Source organism: Sphingomonas sp. (assembly GCF_019746665.1).
In the GTDB taxonomy this organism is placed as follows: Bacteria; Pseudomonadota; Alphaproteobacteria; order Sphingomonadales; family Sphingomonadaceae; genus Sphingomonas.
In genome coordinates this window covers 23,934-43,789 of the sequence record NZ_JAIERS010000002.1, presented here as the reverse complement: position 1 = coordinate 43,789, position 19,856 = coordinate 23,934, and the positions used below count along the sequence as shown (strand labels likewise).

The 19,856-nt window shown below is 70.5% G+C and carries 21 protein-coding genes; 14 read left to right on the top strand and 7 right to left on the bottom strand.

The window, feature by feature from the left end; all coding sequences use genetic code 11:
- Positions 1-24: 24 nt before the first annotated feature.
- Both K2X73_RS01140 and K2X73_RS01135 read right to left on the bottom strand, forming a co-directional pair.
- Positions 25-312, bottom strand: a complete 288-nt coding sequence (locus K2X73_RS01140; protein WP_365980154.1) for a DnaJ domain-containing protein — start codon at positions 310-312, stop codon at positions 25-27.
- Complete coding sequence (locus tag K2X73_RS01135) at positions 309-1,097, bottom strand: division plane positioning ATPase MipZ (RefSeq protein ID WP_294107775.1); 789 nt, start codon at positions 1,095-1,097, stop codon at positions 309-311. The genes K2X73_RS01140 and K2X73_RS01135 overlap by 4 nt, the downstream gene beginning before the upstream one ends.
- A 73-nt stretch (positions 1,098-1,170) precedes the next feature.
- Between K2X73_RS01135 and panC the strand changes: the two genes are divergently transcribed.
- The 3 genes from panC (at position 1,171) to K2X73_RS01120 (ending at position 2,825) form a co-directional block, all read left to right on the top strand.
- The gene (panC, locus tag K2X73_RS01130) at positions 1,171-2,025 is read left to right on the top strand and encodes a pantoate--beta-alanine ligase (protein ID WP_294107773.1); all 855 of its coding nucleotides are present in this window, start codon (positions 1,171-1,173) and stop codon (positions 2,023-2,025) included.
- A gap of 71 nt (positions 2,026-2,096) precedes the next feature.
- On the top strand, positions 2,097-2,393 hold the full coding sequence (locus K2X73_RS01125) for a hypothetical protein (protein WP_294107771.1): 297 nt from the start codon (positions 2,097-2,099) through the stop codon (positions 2,391-2,393).
- A 36-nt stretch (positions 2,394-2,429) separates the two neighbouring features.
- Complete coding sequence (locus K2X73_RS01120; RefSeq protein ID WP_294107769.1) at positions 2,430-2,825, top strand: MAPEG family protein; 396 nt, start codon at positions 2,430-2,432, stop codon at positions 2,823-2,825.
- A 21-nt stretch (positions 2,826-2,846) separates the two neighbouring features.
- Here the strand turns inward: K2X73_RS01120 and topA are convergent, their stop codons facing one another.
- A complete protein-coding gene (gene topA / locus K2X73_RS01115) occupies positions 2,847-5,393 on the bottom strand; it encodes a type I DNA topoisomerase (RefSeq protein WP_294107768.1) in 2,547 nt (848 codons plus the stop codon).
- Between the two features lie 147 nt (positions 5,394-5,540).
- Between topA and K2X73_RS01110 the strand changes: the two genes are divergently transcribed.
- The 5 genes from K2X73_RS01110 (at position 5,541) to K2X73_RS01090 (ending at position 8,705) form a co-directional block, all read left to right on the top strand.
- Positions 5,541-5,963, top strand: coding sequence for a hemerythrin domain-containing protein (locus K2X73_RS01110; RefSeq protein WP_294107766.1), 423 nt, complete (start codon positions 5,541-5,543; stop codon positions 5,961-5,963).
- A 75-nt stretch (positions 5,964-6,038) separates the two neighbouring features.
- Complete coding sequence (locus K2X73_RS01105; protein WP_294107764.1) at positions 6,039-6,653, top strand: hypothetical protein; 615 nt, start codon at positions 6,039-6,041, stop codon at positions 6,651-6,653.
- On the top strand, positions 6,640-6,993 hold the full coding sequence (locus K2X73_RS01100; RefSeq protein ID WP_294107762.1) for a transcriptional regulator: 354 nt from the start codon (positions 6,640-6,642) through the stop codon (positions 6,991-6,993). The genes K2X73_RS01105 and K2X73_RS01100 overlap by 14 nt, the downstream gene beginning before the upstream one ends.
- The gene (locus K2X73_RS01095; protein WP_294107760.1) at positions 6,990-7,277 is read left to right on the top strand and encodes a hypothetical protein; all 288 of its coding nucleotides are present in this window, start codon (positions 6,990-6,992) and stop codon (positions 7,275-7,277) included. The genes K2X73_RS01100 and K2X73_RS01095 overlap by 4 nt, the downstream gene beginning before the upstream one ends.
- 9 nt (positions 7,278-7,286) lie before the next feature.
- Entirely contained in the window at positions 7,287-8,705 is a 1,419-nt protein-coding gene (locus K2X73_RS01090; protein WP_294107758.1) for a radical SAM protein, read from the top strand.
- 14 nt (positions 8,706-8,719) lie between these two features.
- Here K2X73_RS01090 and dprA read toward each other — a convergent pair whose 3' ends face one another.
- Together dprA and plsY are read right to left on the bottom strand one after the other, a co-directional pair.
- A complete protein-coding gene (dprA, locus tag K2X73_RS01085) occupies positions 8,720-9,805 on the bottom strand; it encodes a DNA-processing protein DprA (protein ID WP_294107755.1) in 1,086 nt (361 codons plus the stop codon).
- Complete coding sequence (plsY, locus tag K2X73_RS01080) at positions 9,798-10,409, bottom strand: glycerol-3-phosphate 1-O-acyltransferase PlsY (protein ID WP_294107753.1); 612 nt, start codon at positions 10,407-10,409, stop codon at positions 9,798-9,800. Before plsY ends, dprA begins: the two co-directional genes overlap by 8 nt.
- Before the next feature lie 100 nt (positions 10,410-10,509).
- On the opposite strand from plsY, the gene murI reads away from it, so the two are divergent.
- A complete protein-coding gene (gene murI, locus K2X73_RS01075) occupies positions 10,510-11,301 on the top strand; it encodes a glutamate racemase (protein WP_294107751.1) in 792 nt (263 codons plus the stop codon).
- Between the two features lie 131 nt (positions 11,302-11,432).
- Here the strand turns inward: murI and K2X73_RS01070 are convergent, their stop codons facing one another.
- Positions 11,433-12,428, bottom strand: a complete 996-nt coding sequence (locus K2X73_RS01070; protein WP_365980148.1) for a LacI family DNA-binding transcriptional regulator — start codon at positions 12,426-12,428, stop codon at positions 11,433-11,435.
- Positions 12,429-12,583: 155 nt separating this feature from the next.
- Between K2X73_RS01070 and K2X73_RS01065 the strand changes: the two genes are divergently transcribed.
- Both K2X73_RS01065 and K2X73_RS01060 read left to right on the top strand, forming a co-directional pair.
- Positions 12,584-14,713 carry a transglycosylase domain-containing protein gene (locus K2X73_RS01065; RefSeq protein ID WP_294107747.1) on the top strand — a complete coding sequence of 710 codons (2,130 nt, stop codon included), beginning with the start codon at positions 12,584-12,586 and terminating at the stop codon, positions 14,711-14,713.
- A 353-nt stretch (positions 14,714-15,066) separates the two neighbouring features.
- Positions 15,067-15,693: a DedA family protein gene (locus tag K2X73_RS01060; protein ID WP_294107745.1), complete on the top strand. Its 627-nt coding sequence runs from the start codon at positions 15,067-15,069 to the stop codon at positions 15,691-15,693.
- Between the two features lie 53 nt (positions 15,694-15,746).
- Here the strand turns inward: K2X73_RS01060 and K2X73_RS01055 are convergent, their stop codons facing one another.
- The gene (locus tag K2X73_RS01055; protein ID WP_294107741.1) at positions 15,747-16,442 is read right to left on the bottom strand and encodes a DJ-1/PfpI family protein; all 696 of its coding nucleotides are present in this window, start codon (positions 16,440-16,442) and stop codon (positions 15,747-15,749) included.
- A 125-nt stretch (positions 16,443-16,567) separates the two neighbouring features.
- Between K2X73_RS01055 and K2X73_RS01050 the strand changes: the two genes are divergently transcribed.
- The 3 genes from K2X73_RS01050 (at position 16,568) to K2X73_RS01040 (ending at position 19,851) form a co-directional block, all read left to right on the top strand.
- The gene (locus tag K2X73_RS01050) at positions 16,568-17,554 is read left to right on the top strand and encodes an SPFH domain-containing protein (RefSeq protein ID WP_294107739.1); all 987 of its coding nucleotides are present in this window, start codon (positions 16,568-16,570) and stop codon (positions 17,552-17,554) included.
- A 281-nt stretch (positions 17,555-17,835) separates the two neighbouring features.
- Positions 17,836-18,510 (top strand): DUF4178 domain-containing protein, encoded by a 675-nt coding sequence (locus tag K2X73_RS01045; protein WP_294107737.1) that lies wholly within the window; start codon positions 17,836-17,838, stop codon positions 18,508-18,510.
- 12 nt (positions 18,511-18,522) lie between these two features.
- On the top strand, positions 18,523-19,851 hold the full coding sequence (locus tag K2X73_RS01040; protein ID WP_294107735.1) for a DUF4178 domain-containing protein: 1,329 nt from the start codon (positions 18,523-18,525) through the stop codon (positions 19,849-19,851).
- The last annotated feature ends 5 nt before the right edge of the window (positions 19,852-19,856 follow it).

The window sequence follows — 19,856 nt, the reverse complement described above, 5'->3', positions numbered from 1 at the left end:
GGGCTCCCTAGAAATGGTCGGCGCTCAAGCGGAGCGCGCTTTCAGCAACACGTCGCGCGCCTGATTGATCCGGCGCGTCAATTCTTCGGAGCCGCCATGATCGGGATGGACGGCGCGCACCAGCCGGCGATGCGCGGCGCGAATCTCCGCCTCGCTCGGCGCCGGGCCGAGTCCCAGCACCGCCCGCGCCTCCGCCAGTTCGCCCGTTTCGGCGGGCTTGGGCACGCGCCGGCGGCCGGCGCCGAAACCGTCATGCCACAGCCGCCAGCCCGCATAGGCGACCAGCACCGCGACCAGCAGCTTGAAGATCATGCGAACAGCGGCAGCGCGATCTCGGGCAGGCCGAGCGCGCCCATCATCTCGCGCAGTTCCTGGCGCGCGGCGACATGGCCCAGCCCCATCTCGCCGAACTCGCGCGCGTCGATCATCGTCAGCCCGGCGGGGAACAGCTCGCGGTAGATCACGCGCTCGCCAAGCCCCGGGATCACGCGGAAGCCGATCCGCTTGGCGAGCTGGGTCAGCGCCTCCGACACGCGGCGCATGTTGCGCGCCTCGATATGTTGCAGGCGGTTGCGCAGCACCACCCAGTCGATCGTGCCGCCATCGCTTTTCGCGCGGGCCTTGCGCGCCTCCCAGATCAGCTCGGCGTAGAAGCTGGGGCGCGTCACCTTGAAGCTGGTCGGATCGACCTGCCCGATCAGGTCGAAATCGACGAAACTGTCGTTCATCGGCGTGACGAGCGAATCGGCGCGTTGGCACGCGAGCCGCGCGAAGCGATCGTCGCGGCCCGGCGTGTCGATGATCAGGAAATCGCTGCCGTCCGAAAGCTCCTCGACCAGCGCCTGGTAGCGCGGCAGGCTTTCGCCGTCGTGCGTCGCGTGGCGCGGCATCGGCAGCTCGCGGCCCAGGCGCTTGATCGTGGCGGCGCGATTGTCGAGATAGCGCCCCATCGTCCGCTGGCGGTGGTCTAGATCGAGCGCCGCCACCCGCGCGCCCTTCGCGGCGAGCGCGATCGCGACATGCACCGCGGTGGTCGACTTGCCCGTGCCGCCCTTTTCATTCGCGAAGACGATGACATGCGGCGCTGCTTGCGACACGCGGCTTCCCTTGATCCCGGCCGCCTCCCCCCATAGAAGGCGCGGCCTCGCTCTTATCGGAGGCCATTCGCCGGTGCAAACCATCCGTCAGCTCGCCGCCTTGCGTGACGCGCTCGCCGCTTTCCGGGCCGATGGCGCGCGGGTCGCGCTGGTGCCGACGATGGGCGCGCTGCACGCCGGGCACATCGCGCTGATCGAGGCGGCGAAGCTGGTCGCGGACAAGGTCGTCGCGTCGATCTTCGTCAATCCCAAGCAGTTCGCCCCGAACGAGGATCTGGCGCGCTACCCGCGACGCGAGCTGCAGGACCAGCGGATGCTCGCCGAGGCCGGCTGCGCGCTGCTGTGGCTGCCGCCGGTGGAGGAAATCTATCCGGCGGGCTTCGCCACCAACATCCAGGTCGCGGGCGTCAGCGCGCCGCTGGAAGGCGCGAGCCGGCCGGGGCATTTCGACGGCGTCGCGACCGTCGTCGCCAAATTGTTCAATCAGGTCCGCCCCGATGTCGCGCTGTTCGGGGAGAAGGATTTTCAGCAGCTGGCGGTGATTCGCCGCATGGCGACCGATCTCGATTTCGGGATCGAGATCATCGGCGTGCCGACCCAGCGCGACGATGACGGTTTGGCGCTCTCCTCGCGCAACGCCTATCTGGTGGGCGAGGACCGCGCCCGCGCGGTGGCGCTCCCGCGCGCGCTGGGGGTGGCGGCGCGCGGCATCGCGCGCGGCGGCGCGGTCGAGGCGGCGCTGGCGACGGCGCACGACGCGCTGCTTTCCGGCGGGTTCGAAAGCGTCGACTATATCGCGCTGGTCGACGCCGAAACGCTCGAACCGCCGCGCGATTTGCACCGGCCGCTGCGCTTGCTCGCGGCCGCGCGGATCGCCGGCACGCGATTAATCGACAATATCGCTGTCGAAATCGACGAACAGGGTTAACCGCGTTAACCATTTTGTTACCGGCGCTGCGTCACACCGTCTCCAGCACAGGGGAGAAGGGGGGACGTGTCATGGCCCACAGCCTGCAAAGCGCCGAGTTCCTGATTGAGTGCCGAACTGCCGATGCCGCCCGGGGCGATGCCGCCGCGGCCTATGAATTGGGTGTGCTCTATTCGACCGGGGCCGCGGGGATTCGGCTCGACCTGATCGAAGCGCACAAATGGTTCAACCTGGCGAGCGTGTGGGGCAGCGAGGCGGCCCAGCAATGCCGCAGCGATGTCGCCGAGGATATGACCGCGCGCGAAATCGCGGAGGCACAGCGCCAGGCGCGCGCTTTCCTGCAAGCCAGCTACGCGCGGGCGGCCTAAGCTTCCTCTCCCGCGCCAATGGGCGGGGAGGGGAGGATGATGCGCTTACCCGTCACCGCGCTCGCCGCGGCATCGCTCGCGCTGCTGCTGGTGCTGTTGACGCTCCATGCGGTGCGCCTGCGCGGCCGCTACCGGATGCCGTTCGGCGATGGCGGCCATTTGCCGCTGAAAATGGCGATCCGCGCCCACGCCAATCTCATCGAATACATGCCCATCGGGCTCACCCTGCTCGCGCTGCTCGAAGGAAGCGGCGCGCCGCGCGCGTTGCTCGCGCCGCTCGCGCTGGTGTTCGTGCTCGCCCGCCTGATCCACGCCTTTGGCTTGCAGCGCGAGGGCGAGCGAATCGGGCCGCTGCGGTCCACCGGCATCCTGGCGACGGTCGCGGTGCTCACCGTGCTCGCGCTGTGGCTGGTGGCGCGGGTGGTGGTGTGATGCGGGTATAGGATCGCCCCGCTACGCTTTAGCCTTTTTCGCCGCCGCCTTCTTGGCCGGCGCCTTTTTCGCCGCCGCTTTCTTAGGCGCCGCCTTCTTGGCCTTCTTGCCCTTGGCCGGTGCCGCCGCCGCGCGCGCGTCGATCAGTTGCGCGGCTTCCTCCAGCGTCAGCGCGTCCTTGTCGATCGTCTTGGGGAGCGTCGCGTTGGTCTCGCCATCGGTGACGTAAGCGCCGTAGCGGCCCTCCATCAGTTTGATCGCCGCGCCGGTACGCGGATGCGCGCCCAGTTCCTTGAGCGGCGCCTGCGCCCCCCGCTTGGGGCGCCCACCGCCCGCCGCCGCCTCGGCGAGCTTGACGACCGCCGCGTTCATCCCCGTCTCGAACACCTCGGCGGTCGAACCGAGCCGGGCATATTTGCCGTCATGCGCCAGATAGGGGCCGAAGCGGCCGATCGACGCCGTGATCTCCTTGCCCGTTTCCGGATGCGGCCCGATCGTGCGCGGCAGCGACAGCAGCTTCAGCGCCAGCTCCAGATCGACCGAGGGCACGTCGCGCGGGATTGAGGCGCGCTTCGCCTCCTTGCCCTCGCCGAGCTGGAGATACGGCCCGAACCGGCCCGAACGGCGGCTCACTTCCAGCCCGGTCGCCTCGTCGGTGCCGAGCAGTTCCGGCCCGCTATCCTCGCCGGCCGCCTCGCCGCCTTGCGCGAAGCGGCGGGTATATTTGCACTCGGGGTAGTTGGAGCAGGCGACGAACGCGCCGAACCGTCCGCCCCGGAGTGCCAGCCGCCCCGCGCCGCAATTGGGGCACAGCCGCGGATCGACGCCATCGGCCTTGGCGGGGAAGAGATAGGGTTCCAGGAACTTGTCGAGCTCGGCGGTCACTTCGCTCGGCTGGAACGCCATCACCTCGCTCGTGCGCGGCTTGAAGTCGCGCCAGAAGGCATCGAGCACCGCCTGCCACTCGGCGCGGCCGCCGGAGATGTCGTCCAGCTCCTCTTCCAGCCCGGCGGTATAGTCATAGCCGACATAGCGTTCGAAGAAGCGCTCCAGGAACGCCGTCACCAGCCGCCCGCTCTCCTCGGCGAAGAAGCGGTTCTTCTCGACGCGGACATAGGCGCGGTCCTTCAGCGTCTGGATGATCGACGCGTAAGTCGATGGCCGGCCAATGCCGAGTTCTTCCAGCCGCTTGACCAGCGATGCCTCCGAATAGCGCGGCGGCGGCTGGGTGAAATGCTGCTCGGCGGTCACCGCCTTCTTGGCGGGGGCGTCGCCGGCGGAAAGGCGCGGCAGGCGGCGGCTTTCCTCATCCTCGGCATCGTCGCGGCCTTCCTCGTAGAGCGCGAGATAACCGGGGAATAGCACCACCTGTCCGGTGGCGCGCAAGGCATGGAGCCCGCTGCCATCGGTCAGCTCGATCGTGGTGCGCTCCAGCCGGGCGCTCGCCATCTGGCTCGCCAGCGCGCGCTTCCAGATCAGCTCGTACAGCCGGGCATGGTCGCCCGATCCGGCGCGTTCGCGGCTGAAATCGGTCGGGCGGATCGCCTCGTGCGCTTCCTGCGCGTTCTTCGCCTTGGTCTGATACTGGCGCGGCTTGTCGGGCACATAGCTCGCGTCATAGCGATCGGCGACCGCCTTGCGCGCGGCCGAGATGGCGCTGCCGTCCATCTGCACGCCGTCGGTGCGCATATAGGTGATCGCGCCATCCTCGTAGAGCGCCTGTGCCAGGCGCATCGTATGGCTCGCCGCGAAGCCCAATTTGCGCGCCGCCTCCTGCTGCAGGGTAGAGGTGGTGAAGGGGGGCGGCGGGTTGCGGGTCGCCGGCTTGGTCTCGACGCTCGCGACCGAGAAGCGCCCCGCCTCGACATCGGCCTTGGCGCGCTCGGCGGTGCCCTGGTCGGCGAGCGAGAGCCGCTCCAGCTTCTCGCCCCGCCAGCGCACCAGCCGCGCGGTGAAGGGCGTGCCGTCCTGCTCCAGCTCGGCGGAAACGCTCCAATATTCCTGCGCGCGGAACGCCTCGATCTCGCGCTCGCGCTCGACGATCAGCCGCAGCGCGACCGATTGCACCCGGCCGGCCGATTTGGCGCCGGGCAGCTTGCGCCACAGCACCGGCGACAAAGTGAACCCCACCAGATAATCGAGCGCCCGCCGTGCCCGGTAAGCGTCGATCAGATCGGTATCGAGCGCGCGAGGGCGCGCCATCGCCTCGGTGACGGCGGCCTTGGTGATCGCGTTGAAGGTGACGCGCTCGACCTGCTTGGGCAGCGCGCGGCGCCCTTTCAGCACTTCCTGCACGTGCCAGCTGATCGCCTCGCCCTCGCGGTCGGGGTCGGTCGCCAGGATCAGGCGATCGGCCTTCTTCGCTTCGTCGGTGATCGCCTTGAGCTGCTTGGCCTTGTCGGCATAATTCTCCCACGCCATCGCGAACCCCTCGTCGGGGTTCACGCTGCCGTCCTTGGGCGGCAGGTCGCGGATATGGCCGTAGCTCGCCAGCACCCGGTAATCGGGGCCGAGATATTTCTCGATGGTCTTCGCCTTGGCGGGCGATTCAACGATAACCAGTTGCACGAAAGGCTCCTTCGCGCGCGAGGGTGGGGAGCCCGCCCACGCCGCGTCAAGGGGGGCGCCGGCGCGGGCTAGGGGTTTTTACCGCTTAACATCGATTAACCATGTCTGGGACGGCGCGCGTAACCATCGCGGCGCTAGCCGGAGGGCATGACCGACGCCCCGCTCGATCCGCACCGCCTGATGCACGAACATGACGCGCTGCTGGCGCTGATCGACGCGGTCGAGGCGGTGGTGGCGGCGCCCACCCCCGCCCCCGCCGCCGCGCTGCAGGCGGTCACCGCTTTGCGGGTCGCGCTCGACGCGCATCTGGCGGCGGAGGACGCCCATATCTACCCGCGGCTCGCGGGCAGCGCCTCGCTCGCCGAGCAGGCGATCGGGCTGCAGCTGATCAGCGAGTTCCGCCACCTGACCGGCGACTGGAGCCTGTACCTGCTGCGCTGGAAACCGGCGGCGATCGCGCGCGACTGGGCAGGCTTCGCCACCGAAACGCGCGAGATGCTGGTGCGGCTGCGGGCGCGGGTGGCGCGCGAGAACGCCCTGCTCTACCCGCTCGCCGCGCAGGCCGCCTGAAGGCGAAGCGCGCGTCCGATTGACGACTTTGGATCGGCAAGATACTTTGCACTCCAAAGTGACTCGGGAGGCAGGATGACCGATCTCGATCAAGCCCTGGCGCAGCTCGCTTTCATTCAGGGCCGCGTCGCCGCCAGCACGCGCTTTCGCGGGCTTGCCCCGTCGGCGGTGGCGCTCACCGGCGTGCTCGCGCTGGTGCTGGCGACCGCGCAGAGCGTGGCGCCCGACAGCTGGGGGGCGAGCGGGCTCGGCTTCGTCTGGGCATGGGTCGGCCTCGCCGCGGTCGCGAGCGGGGTGATCGCGGTCGAAGCGCTCGATCGCGCGCGGCGGCTGCACGGCGGGCTCGCCGATCTGATGATCGCCGGCACCTTGCGGCTGCTGCTGCCGTTCGGCGCCGCTGGCGCGGTGATCACGCTGGTGATCGCCCGCGCCGCGCCCGACGCGATCTGGATTCTGCCCGGGCTGTGGCAATTGCTGGTCGCGCTGATCGGCTTTACGGCGGTCAGCACCCTGCCGCCGGCGATCCTGTGGGCGGCGGCCTGGTATTTCGGCTGCGGCACGCTGACGCTGCTGCTCGCGGCGCAGGCGGGCGCGCCGGGGCCGTGGCTGATGGGGCTGCCCTTCGGGATCGGCCAGCTGCTCGTGGCGTTCATCCTCCATCACGCGGCGCGCGCCGATGCCCAGCCCTGAGCCGCCCTACGCCTATGCCGGGCTCGACCGGGTGTTCCACGAACGCGCCCGGCTCGGCATCGTCAGCTCGCTCGCGGTCCATGCCGAGGGGTTGGGCTTTTCCGAGCTGAAGACGCTGTGCGGGCTGACCGACGGCAATCTCAACCGCCATCTCGCGGTGCTGGAGGAAGCGGGCTTCGTCGCGATCGACAAGGGCTATGAGGGCAAGCGCCCGCTCACCCGCTGCCGGCTGACCGAGCAGGGCCGCGCGCGCTTCGCCGAGTATCTCGCGGTGCTGGAGGAGGTGGTGCGCAAGGCCGCCGGCACCGCCCAACCCAATTTGCGGGAGACGCCGGCATGAACGCGCCGCTTCATTTGTCCAGTAGCTTTGCATCACAAAGCTTATCACCGACCCAGCTGACGATCGCGCAGCGCCACGACGGCGCGGGCGCGGTGGCGCTGCTGATCGAGGCCGACGCCTATCCCCGCGCGGGCCGGGTGCGGATCACCGGGCTGCGGCCCGGGCTCACCTATGCGGTGTCGGGCGCGGCGGCGCGCTTCTGCCGCAGCGACGCCGCCGGCACCGCGCAGCTCGCGCTGACGCTCGCCGGCCCGACGCTGATCCTGCTCAACCAGGTGGTTTGAGGGACGCCGATGAAGGTCAAGCTGATCCTGCCCGCGCTCACCGAGGCGAAGAGCCCCTTCTGGCGCCCGATCAAATATTCGCTGTTTCCGCCGCTCGGCCTCGCGACGCTCGCCGCGTTCCTGTCGCCCGATGACGAGGTGACGCTCGTCGACGATCATGTCGAACGGCTGACGACCGACGACGCCCCCGATCTGGTGGTGATCCAGGTCTATATCACCAACGCCTACCGCGCCTATGCGCTCGCCGATCATTACCGGGCGAAGGGGTGTTACGTGGCGCTCGGCGGGCTCCACGTCACCTCGCTGCCGGATGAAGCGGCGCCCCATGCCGACAGCATCTTCATCGGCCCCGGCGAGCAGACCTTCCCGCGCTTCCTCGCCGACTGGCGCGCGGGCCATCCGCGGCCGCGCTATGTCTCGACCGCGGGGCGCAGCCTGCACGGCGTCCCCCCGATCCGCCGCGATCTGATCAAGCGCGAGCGCTATCTCGTCCCCAACTCGATCGTGGTGACGCGCGGCTGCCCGCAGCACTGCGACTTTTGCTACAAGGACGCCTTCTTCGCCGGCGGCCGTTCCTTCTACGCGCAGCGGGTGGACGAGGCGCTGGCGGAGATCGAGCGGCTGCCCGGACGGCACCTTTATTTCCTCGACGATCATCTGCTCGGCGACCGCCGCTTCGCCGAGGGGCTGTTCGCGGGGATGCGGGGGATGGGCCGGCTGTTCCAGGGGGCGGCGACGGTCGACAGCGTGCTGCGCGGCGATCTGATCGAGCGCGCCGCCGAGGCGGGCCTGCGCAGCCTGTTCGTCGGCTTCGAGACGTTCAGCCCCGAAAACCTGCGCGGCTGCAACAAGAAGCAGAATCTGGCGCGCGATTATGCCGCCGTCACCCGTCGCCTGTCGGACCTGGGAATCATGATCAACGGATCGTTCGTGTTCGGGATGGACGAGGATGACGCGGATGTGTTCGATCGCACCGTCGATTGGGCGGTGCGCCACGGCGTCACCACCGCGACCTTCCACATCCAGACGCCCTATCCCGGCACCCGGCTCTATCAGCAGCTCGCGGCGCAGGGGCGGATCACCAGCCATGACTGGGATTTGTATGACACCCGCCACGTCGTCTACCGGCCCGCGCGGCTGAGCCCGGCGGCGCTGAAGGCAGGCTATGACCGCGCCTATCGCGAGTTCTACAATTGGGGGAATATCGCCCGCGGCGCCTGGACGCATGACAGCGCCAAGCACCGCGCCAAGCATTTCTTCTATGCCGCCGGCTGGAAGAAGTTCGAGCCGCTATGGGACATGGTGATCAAGGCGCGGCGGCTGCGGGTGATGACGCCGCTGCTTGAAGCCGTGCTCGCCAAGGTCTCGCGCCATGAAGCGCCCGAACCGGCGGCGGTGCCGATCGGCGGCGCGGTGGCGGCGGAGTGAGCCGGCCGGCCTGGCTACCCCAAGCTCACCCGCGCGCCCGCATGGCGCTCCAGCCGGCCGGCGAGCTCGAGCTCGAGCAGCACCGTCTGCACGACGGCGGGCGACAGCCCCGACTGGCGGATCAGCTCGTCGATCGGCACCGGCACCGGGCCGAGCAGGGCGGTGACCCGGCGGCGTTCGGCGTCGCTCGCATCCTCGGGCGGGGGCGCGCCCCAGTCGCTTGACGGCGCGCGGACCATGCGCGGGTCGAGCGGCCCCAGCGCTTCCAGAATATCGGCGACCGATTGCACCAGGGTCGCCCCCTCGCGGATCAGCAGGTTGCACCCTTGCGCGCGCGGGTCGATCGGACTGCCCGGCACCGCCATCACCTCGCGCCCCGCCTCCGCCGCCAGCCGCGCGGTGATCAGCGAGCCCGATTTGGGCGCCGCCTCCACCACCACCGTGCCGCGCGCGAGCCCGGCGATGATCCGGTTGCGCTGCGGGAAGAAGCGCGCGAGCGGCTCGGTGCCGGGCGGCTGTTCGCTCAGCACCAGCGCGTCGCGGGCGAGCTGTTCCTGGAGTGCTGCGTTCTCGGGCGGGAAAGCGATGTCGTGGCCGCTCGCGATCACCGCGATCGTGGCGGGCGTGGCGCCCTGATGCGCGGCGGTGTCGATCCCGCGCGCAAGGCCCGAGGCGACGACCTGCCCCGCCTCGGCGAGCCCCAGCGCGAGCCCCCGCGCGAAGCGGCACGCGGCGGCCGAGGCGTTGCGCGCGCCGACCATCGCCACCGCCGGGCCGCTCAGCAGCCCGGCTCGCCCGCGCGCGATCAGCACCGGCGGCGCCGTCTCCAGCGCGGCGAGCAAGGCCGGGTAATCGGGGGTGCCGAGGAACAGATAGCGCGCGCCGAGCTTCGCCACCGCCGCCATCTCGCGCTCCACGCCGCGCGGATCGGCGAGTACCGGCGCGCGCCCACCGCCACGGGCGGCGAGCTGCGGCACCGCGTCGAGCGCCGCCGCCGCGCTGCCGAAGCGCGCGATCAGCTGGGCATAGGTCACCGGGCCGATATTGGCCGATCGGATCAGGCGCAGGCGATCGGCCGCGTCGGCGACCGCTTCAGCCATCCTTGGCCCCGCCGCCGCCGATGCGCGGCTCGGTGCCGTTCAGCAGCCGCTCGATATTGGCGCGGTGGCGCCACAGCACGATCGCCGCGAGCGCGAGCAGCAGCGGCACCAGATCGAGCCGGCCGAAAAACGCCGCGCTCACCGGCGCGCTGATCGCCGCGCTCAACCCCGCCGCCGAGGAAATCCGCACCACCGCGAGCAGCCCAAGCCAGACGCCGGCGAACACCAGCGCGCTCGGCGCGTGGAGCGCGAGCACGATGCCGAGCAGGGTCGCGACGCCCTTGCCGCCCTTGAACCCCAGCCACACCGGATAGCAATGCCCCAGAAACGCCGCCGCCGCCGCGATCGGCGCCTGGCCGGGCCACAGCGCGTCGGTGAGCATCACCGCCGCGAATCCCTTGGCGGCATCGAGCAGCAGGGTGAGCGCGGCGAGCCCCTTGCGCCCGGTGCGCAGCACGTTGGTCGCACCGATATTGCCCGATCCAATCTGGCGAATGTCCCCCGCGCCGGCGGCGGCGGTGAGCAGCAGGCCGAACGGCACCGATCCGAGCGCATAGCCCAGCAGCAACGCGCCCAGCGGCGCCAGCAGAACAGCGCTGATCATCTCGGCTCCCCTCGGTAGCCCAGCTAAACCCCGCTTCGCGCCCCGGCGCAAGGGGGCGGCGTTGCGCGTGGACATCGGGGCACGCTAAGCGGCGGGCAGGATGCACGCGCCCTTGCTCTTCTTCGATTCCGGCGTCGGTGGCCTGTCGGTGCTGGCCGCGACGCGGGCGCTGCTGCCCCGAGCGCCGCTGGTTTATGCCGCCGATTCGGCGGGCTTTCCCTATGGCACCAAGAGCGAGGCGGAGATCGCCGCGCGGGTGCCGGCACTGCTCGGCCGGCTCGCCGAACGCTATCGCCCGCGGCTGGTGGTGATCGCGTGCAACACCGCGTCCACCATCGCGCTGCCGGTGGTGCGGGCGGCGCTCGATCTGCCGGTGGTGGGCACCGTCCCCGCGATCAAGCCGGCGGCGCTGCTAAGCCGGACGCGCGCGATCGGCGTGCTCGGCACCGAGGCGACGGTGCGCCAGGCCTATGTCGACAATCTCGCCCGCGATTTCGCCAGTGATTGCCTGGTGCTGCGTCACGGCTCGGCCGATCTGGTGGCGGCGGCGGAGGCGCGGCTGCGCGGCGAGCCGGTCGAGCCGGCGCGGTTCGCGGGCGCGCTCGGCGGGCTGCTCGATCAGCCGGGGGGCGAGCGGATCGACACGGTGGTGCTCGCCTGCACCCATTTCCCGCTGGTCGCCACGGAACTGGCGGCGGCGAGCCCGCGCGCGCTGCGCTTCGTCGATGGGGCGGAAGGGATTGCCCGGCGGGTCGCGGCGCTCACCGAGGGGCAGGCCTGGCCCGAGGCGGCGGGCGCGGGCGTCGCCGTCTTCACCCGGCTCGGCGCGAGCGAGCAAGCGCTCGCACCGGCGCTCGCCCGCTTCGGGCTAACGCGAATCGAGGCGCTTTAGAGTCTGTTTCAGCTAGGCTGAAACAGCAGCGGCGCCAGCCCACGCTCCCACCCGGCCTCCCAACAGGGTAATCTATGGGAGGTCGGGTGGGGGCGCGGGCTGGTGCCGTTTCAGCGAAGCTGAAAACCACCTTAGCCGCGCGCCGGCCCCGTCGATTCGCGCACGATCAGGCTGTGGGCGATCTGGCGCCGCTCGCCCCCGGGGGTGGCGGCGAACAGCAGGTCGGCGGCGGCATAGCCCAGCTCGCGCACCGGCTGGCGGACGGTGGTGAGCGCGGGCCACACCACCGGGGCGAGCGCGGTATCGTCGAACCCCGCGATCGACAGCTGCTCGGGCACTTTCACCCCCAGCCGGTGCGCCGTCGCCAGCGCGCCCGCCGCCATGTCGTCGGAAGCGGCGAAGATCGCGCTCGGCGGTTCGGGCAGCGCGAGCAGAGCGGTGGCCTCGGCCGCGCCCGAGGCGAAATCGAAGGTGCCGGTGCGCAGCAAGCCCGGCTCGGGCGTGATCCCGGCGCGGGCGAGCGCCCCCAGAAACCCGCGCGTGCGCTGGGCGCTGGTCGCATAGACGGGGTGCCCGGCGATCATCCCGATGCGGCGATGGCCGAGCGCGAGCAGATGTTCGGCCATTTCGGCGGCCGCGCGTTCATTGTCGATGAACACCGCGTCGCTGCCATCGGCGCAGGTGCCGGGCGAGACACGGACGAACGGCGTGCCGCGCTCGCGCAGCCGATCGAGCAGCGCGTCATGGTCGGAAACCGGCGGGGTGAGGATCAGCCCGTCGACATGCGCCGCGCTGATCAGCGCGTCGATGTCACCGAGCAGGCTGGGCGAGGCGCGGTCATAGGGCTGGCTCAGCATCCGAACCCCCTGCCGCACGCAGCGATCGCGTACCCCCAGCTGCATTTCATAGACATAATATGGCGAAGGATTGTCACAGATCAGCGCGATCTGGAGCGATTTGCCGCCCGCCAGCGAGCGCGCGGCGGCGCTGGGGCGGAAGTTGAGCCGCTCCACCACCGCCAGCACGCGGTCGCGCGTCTCCGCGCCCACATAGCGCTCATTGTTGAGCACCCGCGAGACCGTCTTGATCGAAACCCCGGCTTCGCGCGCGACGTCCTTGATCGTCACGCGCACCGGCTTGCCCTTTGCGCCAATCCCATAACCGAAACTGATGCCCGAGCGGCGCGGCGCCGTCTAGCCGGGATGCCCGATCTTGCGTCTGGTGCTATATGGCAGTAATACAGTTGCGTCGGCCCCGGCCCGACTGGTAGAAAGCCGCCGCGATGCGCCTAGAGAATTTCCCGCCGCGTCAGGCGCCCGCCGAGCCCGAGCCGCTGGAGCTGAGCGGCGGGCTGCCGCCGCCCGATCGCCCGCCTTCCGCCGACGAGGACGACGCGGGCGATTGGCTGGCGGACGAGGCCGCGCCTCCCCCACCCCGCCGGCGCTGGCGATTGCGCTGGGCGATGCGCGGGGTGGCCGCCCTGCTGCTGCTGTTCTTCGTCGCGGTCGGCTGGCTCGCCGTGACCGCGCCCTTGAGCAAGTCGCTCGAACCACCGACGCCGCCCAGCATCACTTTGCTCGCCGCCGACGGCACCACCCCGATCGCGCGGCGCGGCGCGATCATCGGCAAGCCGGTCGACGCCGCGCGGCTCCCCGCGCATGTGACGGGCGCGTTCATCGCGATCGAGGACCGCCGCTTCCGCGACCATTGGGGAGTCGATCCCTGGGGCATCGCGCGGGCGATGGCGCACAATGTCGCCGCCGGCGGCCTGCGCGAGGGCGGCAGCACGATCACCCAGCAGCTCGCCAAGAACGCGTTCCTCGATTCGGACCGCACCGCCGCGCGCAAGCTGCGCGAGGTGCTGATCGCCTTCTGGCTCGAGGCGTGGCTGAGCAAGGACGAGATCCTCTCGCGCTATCTCTCGAACGTCTATTTCGGCGACAATGTCTATGGCCTCGGCGCCGCCGCGCGCCATTATTTCAGCACCACGCCCGATCGGCTGACGGTCGCGCAGGCGGCATTGCTCGCCGGGCTGGTGAAGGCGCCGTCGCGGCTCGCGCCCACCGGCAACCTCGCCGGCGCGCGCGCGCGGCAGAAGCTGGTGGTCGCGGCGATGGCGGATACCGGCGTGCTCTCGAAAGCGGAAGCGGAAGGCGTGCGCCCGGCGCGGCTGCGGCTCGCGCCCGACAAGCAGCTGCCCGATGGCAGCTATTTCGCCGACTGGGTGCTCCCCGCCGCGCGTGACCAGGCCGGCGCGATCGCCGCCGAGACCAAGGTGGTGACGACGCTCGACGCCCGGCTGCAACGCGCCGCCGAGCGCGCGGTGCGGCGCGCGGGGCTGCGCAAGGCCCAGGTCGCGCTGGTCGCGATGCGCCCGGACGGGCGGATCGTCGCGATGGTCGGCGGACGCGATTACGCCAAGAGCCCGTTCAACCGCGCCACCCAGGCGCGGCGCCAGCCGGGATCGGCGTTCAAGCTGTTCGTCTATCTCGCCGCGTTGCGCCAGGGGATGACCCCCGATTCGATGATCGACGACGAGCCGGTGACGATCGGCGACTGGTCGCCCAAGAATAATGACGGGCGCTATCGCGGCCGAATCACGCTGCGCGAGGCGTTCGCGCGCTCCAGCAACGTCGCCGCCGCGCGGCTCACCCAGCAGGTGGGCGTGGCGCAGGTGATCCGCGCCGCGCGCGATCTCGGCATCTCGACGCCGCTCCCCAGCGAGGCGACGATCGCGCTCGGCACCGGCGGCACCTCGCTGCTCGAACTCACCGCCGCTTATGCCTCGATCGCCGCCGGTGCCTATCCGGTGCGCCCGCACGGGCTCGACGCGCCGCAGGAAAAGAGCTGGCTCGATCTGCTCGGCAACCGCGCGCATCCGCTGGGGGGCCGCGTGCAGGAGGGGATGCGCGATCTGCTCGCCGCCTCGATCGGCCAGGGCACCGGGCACCAGGCCGCGCTCAGCATCGACGCTTTCGGCAAGACCGGCACCAGCCAGGACGCGCGCGACGCGCTGTTCCTGGGCTTCGCCGGCGATCTGGTGGTCGGCGTGTGGGTGGGCAATGACGACAACTCGCCCAATCCCGGGCTGTCGGGCGGCGGCATCCCGGCGCGGCTGTGGCGCGATTTCATGACCAGCGCCTTGGGCGTCGCCCCGGCCCGCCCGCCCGAGGTGGAGGAGCCCGATCCCGAGATGATCATCCCCGGGCTCGACGGGCTGATCGGCAACGAAGCCCTGCCGCTGGAGGGCGAACTCAACGGGATGGGGCTGAACGTGAAGCTCGGCCGCGATGGCAGCATCACCCTGGGCAGCGAGGGGCAAGGGAGCGTCACGCTGGGCGGCGACGGCAAACGCCCGCCCCCGCCCGAGGAACCGCGCGAACCACGGCGGCGCGAGGGCGGGGAATTCTAGCGGGGCGCCCCAAGGTGTAGCGCCCAATCCCGTTCCCTCCCTCCCCGGCGCAGGCCGGGGCCCAGCCGCGCGCCGTCTGCTGTGTCCCGCTTCCCTTGCCATCGGCGGGATACGGGGCCCCGGCCTTCGCCGGGGACGACGCTCTCGGCGTGAGAGCGCGCCCTTGTCCGTCAGGGTGGGTGCGCCACTAGCGCGGACGCAGCAGGATGCCCCGGCATCACGCCTCCCGAGCAGGGCGCCGCCATGGACCCCGGAACAAGGGCGGGGTGACGCTTCTGGCTGAAGCGCCAGCCCATCTCATCACGCACGCTCCCCCTTCCCAAGCCCCCGCTTTTCCGCCAACGGCCCCCAATATGGTGGCACGCATTCTCGAATGGCTGGCGGGCATTTGCACCGCGGTGATCAGCGCCGGGGGCTATCCCGGCATCGTCGTCCTGATGGCGATCGAATCGGCGTGCATCCCGTTGCCGAGCGAGCTGATCATGCCGTTCGCCGGCTATCTGGCGTATAAGGGGGAGATGAACCTGTACCTCGCCGCCACCGCCGGCGCGCTGGGGTGCAATCTCGGCTCGATCCCCGCTTATGAGCTGGGCAAGCGCGGGGGGCGGCCGCTGCTGCTGAAATACGGCAAATGGCTGTTGATCGGCGCGGGCGAGATCGACGCCGCCGATCGCTTCTTCGCGCGCTGGGGCAATGCCGCGGTGCTGATCGGGCGGCTGCTGCCGGGGGTGCGTTCGTTCATCGCCTTCCCGGCCGGGGTCGCGCGGATGCCGCTGGTGCCGTTCCACATCTATACCTTCGTCGGCTCGTGGCCGTGGTGCCTGGGGCTCGCCTGGCTCGGCATGATCCTCGGCGAGAAATGGCACAGCGACCCGCGGGTGAGCGCCGCCTTCCATTCGGCCGACGCGGTGATCGGGGTGGTGCTCGTCGCCGGCGCCGCCTGGTTCGTCTGGCACCGGCTGCGCGGGGCCAGGGCTTAATGCAGCTTCGCTGATTCGGCGCCGCCCCTGTTTCAGCTTCGCTGAAACAAACTCTAAGTCAGCACGCCGAGCCGCCCCGCCGCGGCGAGCGTGCGCGCCCCACGATCGGGCGCGAGCCGCAGCGCCCGCGCCCGGCACGCCTCGACCAGCGCCGGCCCCGCCCGATCCGGGCTGCCGGTATCGAAGGGCGGCGCGGGATTATATTCAAGGCCGAGTTCGATCATCTTGGCCGTCTCGTCACCCGCCAGCCGCGCGGCGAGTACCAGCGCGAAGTCGATCCCGGCGGTCACCCCGCCCCCGGTCGCGCGGTTGCGGTCGATCACCACCCGCTCCTGCACTGGCACCGCGCCGAACGCCGCGAGATAATGATGCTGCGTCCAGTGCGTCGTCGCTTGATAGCCGACCAGCAGCCCCGCCGCGCCGAGCAGCAGCGCGCCGGTGCACACGCTCGTCACCCAGCGCGCCTCGGCCGCGACCTGCTGGACCCAGGCGAGCGTCTCCGCGTCGTCGATCGCGTCGTTGATGCCGAACCCGCCGGGGACGCAGATGATGTCCACCCGGGGCGTCTCGGCGAAGGTCGCGGTCGGCAGCAGCGCGAAGCCGGCGTCGGTCGGCACCGGATCGCGCGTCTTGGCGACCAGCGCGATGCGAGCGCCGGGCAGTTGGGCGAACACCTGCGCCGGCCCGGTCAGATCGAGCTGGGTGACGTTGGGGAACAGCAGGAAGGCGATGCTCAGTTGCTCGGCCATAAGGCGCGCTCCGCTTGTTGCGCGCGCGAGGCTAGGCGCGGGCGGCGTGGGCGGCAACCGTCCGATTTCGGTTCCGCCCGCTCCAAAGCGCCGTTATACTGATGCCACACACGTGGAGGACGCACATGGGCATTCTCGATTTCCTGTCGAAGCAGTTCGTCGATGTGATCGATTGGGTGGAGGAACCCGGCGATCTGGGCATCCGCTATCCGATGCAGGACCGCGAGATTCAGAACGGCGCGCAGCTGACGGTGCGCGAAGGGCAGATCGCCTTCTTCTATAACGAAGGCCAGATCGCCGATGTGTTCAAGGCCGGGCAGCACACGCTCAACACCGCCAACCTGCCGCTGCTGACCGCGCTGCAGAACTGGGACAAGGGCTTCAAGTCGCCGTTCAAGGCGGATGTCTATTTCTTCTCGCTGCGCGAGCAGGCGGGGCTGAAATGGGGCACCGCCCAGCCGGTGACGGTGCGCGACAAGGAGTTCGGCCCGCTGCGGGTGCGCGCGTTCGGCAGCTATTCGTTCCGCGTCGATGATGTCGCGGTGTTCGCGACCAAGCTGATGGGCACCACCGAGCATCTGCGCGTCAGCGATGTCGAGGGCCAGCTGCGCGGCGTGATCGCGACCGCGATGGCGACGGCGCTGGGCGGCGGCGAGATCGCTTTCCTCGACATGGCGGCGAACCAGCAGGCGCTGTCCGACCGGCTGAAGGACGCGGTGGACGCGGCGTTCAAGCAATGGGGCCTCGCCTGCCCCAGCTTCTTCGTGGAAAGCGTGTCGCTGCCCGAGGAAGTGCAGGCCTATCTCGACAAGGCGAGCTCGATGCGCGTCGTCGGCGATCTCGATCGCTACGCCAAGTTCCAGGCGGCGGACGCGATCGAGGCGGCGGCGAGCAACCAGGGCGGGCTGGGCGGCATCGGCGCGAGTGCCGCCGCCGGCATGGCGATCGGCCAGCAGATGGCGGGCGCGCTCGGCGGCGGTGGCGGTGGCGGCGCGCCCGGCGAGGATGCCTTCGCGCAGATCGAAAAGCTCCACAAGCTGATGACGCTGGGCGCGATCAGCCAGGCCGAGTTCGACGCCAAGAAGGCCGAATTGCTCAGCCGCATCCGCTGAACGGGGCTTGGGATCACGCTGATGGTGAGGACTCGGTTCGTGCCAGGCGAAGGCGGGGCGCGCGGCCCCGGCGCCGCGCGCGGTGGCGCGCCCCTCGACGTCGCTCGGGGCGAACGGCATGAGCTGCCCTCGACCCAATTTGCTCTTCCCCGGCGCAGGCCGGGGGCCAGCATCCCGCGGCTTGCCGATGGCGCGCGACATCGTCGCGCGTTGCGCCGCTGGACCCCGGCCTGCGCCGGGGAAGGGCGGTATGGTTCAGGCCGTGGGGAGACCGCTCGCTAATGGCCCTCCATCTCCCCTGCCCGCATTGCGGGGCGGACGTGGTGTTCACATCGCCCGCCCTCCCCGCCCGGGTGTGCGACACCTGCCGCACGCTGCTGGTGCGCACCGACGCCGGCATCGAGCAGGCGGGCGAGGTCGCGGTGCTGCCGTTCGACGTGTCGCCGATCCAGCGCGGCACCCGCGGCACGCTCGACGGCCAGGCGTTCGAGGTGATCGGGCGCATCCGCTGGGGCTGGACCGACGGCAGCTGGAACGAATGGCTGATGCTGTTCCAGGATGGCGGGCATGGCTGGCTCGGCGAAGCGATGGGGCAATATCTGTTCACCCGCGAAGTGCCGATCGAGCAGCTGCGCGCGCCCTGGGGCGCCGGCATCGCCAAGGGGAGCGACGCGATCATCGGCGCCAAGGTCCAAGTGAACGGCGAGGTGATGGTGGTGAGCGACGCGCGCGAGGTGGAATGCCTCGCCGCCGAGGGCGAACTGCCGTTCCGCGCGCCCACCGGCTGGCGGATCTACAGCGTCGACCTGCGCAGCGAGAGCGGCGCCGCCGCCAGCCTCCAGCGCGACGGCGAGGAAGCGAGCCTTTATGTCGGCCGCTATGTGAGCCTCGCCGAGCTCGCCCCGCGCGATCTGCGCGCGATCGAAGGCTGGGCGCTGCCCGACTATGCGCGGTAACAGGTGCCCCGCATGAGCGCGCAACCCGCCGTCAAGGCGCTCGCCTGCCCCAATTGCGGCGGCACCGTCAGCCTGCGCGCGGCGGGCTATACCGTCACGGTCGCGTGCGAATATTGCGGCAGCCTGCTCGATGTGAGCCAGGGCGAGGTGCGGCTGCTCCAGCGCTATCAGCAGGCGGTCGGGCGGCTCGCCATTCCGCTCGGCACGCGCGGGCGCATCGACGGGATCGAATGGGAGGCGATCGGCCATCTTGATCGCTCGGAAGGCGGCAGCTACCCCTGGGAGGAGTATCTGCTGTTCAACCCCTATCACGGCTATCGCTGGCTGATGTGGGACGGGCGCGGCTGGAGCTTCGGCGAGATGCTCACCCAGACGCCAAGCTATGATGGCGGCGGGATGCGCGTCGGCGACACGCGCTTCGAGCGGTTCTTCGTCGATGGCCGGGCGCAGGTCGATGCGGTGGTCGGCGAATTCTACTGGCGGGTGAAGCGCGGCGAACGGGTGAAGAGCGACAGCTGGGTCGCCCCCGGCTTCATGCTCTCGCGCGAGGAGAATGAGCAGGAAGTCAGCTGGACGGTGCTGCGCCTGCTCACCGCGGCCGAGGCCGAGGCCGCGTTCGGGGTGGCGGCGCCGCGCGACCCCTGGCCGCCGCTGCCGCATCAGCCCTCCCCCTATCGCGGGGCGATCGCGCCGATCGGCTGGATCGCCGCCGCCGCGCTGCTGTTCACGTTCGTCGCGATGATCGTGCTGTCGGGCGGGCGGACGATCGCGCGCGCGACGCTGCCCATCGCCGCCGACGGACGCGAGCAATCGGCGACGATCGGCCCGATCACCCTCCATGCCCCGTGGCAGCAGGTGCAGATCCGCGCGCGGGTGCCGGCGGTCGACAATGGCTGGGTCGATCTCGATTACGCGCTGGTCGATCGCAAGACCCAGGCGCGCTACGAAGCCGGGGCGGCCGCCGAGCGCTATCACGGCGTCGACAGCGACGGCAGCTGGAGCGAGGGCAGCGGCGGCGCGCGCGTCTCGGTCGCGAGCGTGCCGGCGGGCAGCTATGATCTGGTGGTCGACTATAAGGGCAACCGCTGGAGCGATACCTCGCAAGTGATCGGCGCTTTCAGCCAGGATTGGCGGCTCGCCGGCCAGCCCCAGATCGAGCTGGAGGCGGTGAGCGGCGGCGCGCTGTTCGGCAACTGGCTGCTCGCCGCGCTGCTGATCGCGCTGCCCTTCGGCTGGTTCCTGTTCCGCCACATCCGCTTTGAGCAGGCCCGGCAGGACCAGAGCGATGTCGGCCGCACCGGGCTGGCGGCGATGTTCACGAGTAACAGCGATGATGATTGAGCGAT

Coding starts and splice junctions, on each gene's coding strand:
- K2X73_RS01140 (WP_365980154.1), bottom strand. CDS start 312: ATGATCTTCAAGCTGCTGGTCGCGGTGCTGGTCGCCTATGCGGGCTGG.
- K2X73_RS01125 (WP_294107771.1), top strand. CDS start 2,097: ATGGCCCACAGCCTGCAAAGCGCCGAGTTCCTGATTGAGTGCCGAACT.
- K2X73_RS01120 (WP_294107769.1), top strand. CDS start 2,430: ATGATGCGCTTACCCGTCACCGCGCTCGCCGCGGCATCGCTCGCGCTG.
- K2X73_RS01110 (WP_294107766.1), top strand. CDS start 5,541: ATGACCGACGCCCCGCTCGATCCGCACCGCCTGATGCACGAACATGAC.
- K2X73_RS01105 (WP_294107764.1), top strand. CDS start 6,039: ATGACCGATCTCGATCAAGCCCTGGCGCAGCTCGCTTTCATTCAGGGC.
- K2X73_RS01100 (WP_294107762.1), top strand. CDS start 6,640: ATGCCCAGCCCTGAGCCGCCCTACGCCTATGCCGGGCTCGACCGGGTG.
- K2X73_RS01095 (WP_294107760.1), top strand. CDS start 6,990: ATGAACGCGCCGCTTCATTTGTCCAGTAGCTTTGCATCACAAAGCTTA.
- K2X73_RS01090 (WP_294107758.1), top strand. CDS start 7,287: ATGAAGGTCAAGCTGATCCTGCCCGCGCTCACCGAGGCGAAGAGCCCC.
- dprA (WP_294107755.1), bottom strand. CDS start 9,805: ATGGCTGAAGCGGTCGCCGACGCGGCCGATCGCCTGCGCCTGATCCGA.
- plsY (WP_294107753.1), bottom strand. CDS start 10,409: ATGATCAGCGCTGTTCTGCTGGCGCCGCTGGGCGCGTTGCTGCTGGGC.
- murI (WP_294107751.1), top strand. CDS start 10,510: ATGCACGCGCCCTTGCTCTTCTTCGATTCCGGCGTCGGTGGCCTGTCG.
- K2X73_RS01065 (WP_294107747.1), top strand. CDS start 12,584: ATGCGCCTAGAGAATTTCCCGCCGCGTCAGGCGCCCGCCGAGCCCGAG.
- K2X73_RS01060 (WP_294107745.1), top strand. CDS start 15,067: ATGGTGGCACGCATTCTCGAATGGCTGGCGGGCATTTGCACCGCGGTG.
- K2X73_RS01055 (WP_294107741.1), bottom strand. CDS start 16,442: ATGGCCGAGCAACTGAGCATCGCCTTCCTGCTGTTCCCCAACGTCACC.
- K2X73_RS01050 (WP_294107739.1), top strand. CDS start 16,568: ATGGGCATTCTCGATTTCCTGTCGAAGCAGTTCGTCGATGTGATCGAT.
- K2X73_RS01045 (WP_294107737.1), top strand. CDS start 17,836: ATGGCCCTCCATCTCCCCTGCCCGCATTGCGGGGCGGACGTGGTGTTC.
- K2X73_RS01040 (WP_294107735.1), top strand. CDS start 18,523: ATGAGCGCGCAACCCGCCGTCAAGGCGCTCGCCTGCCCCAATTGCGGC.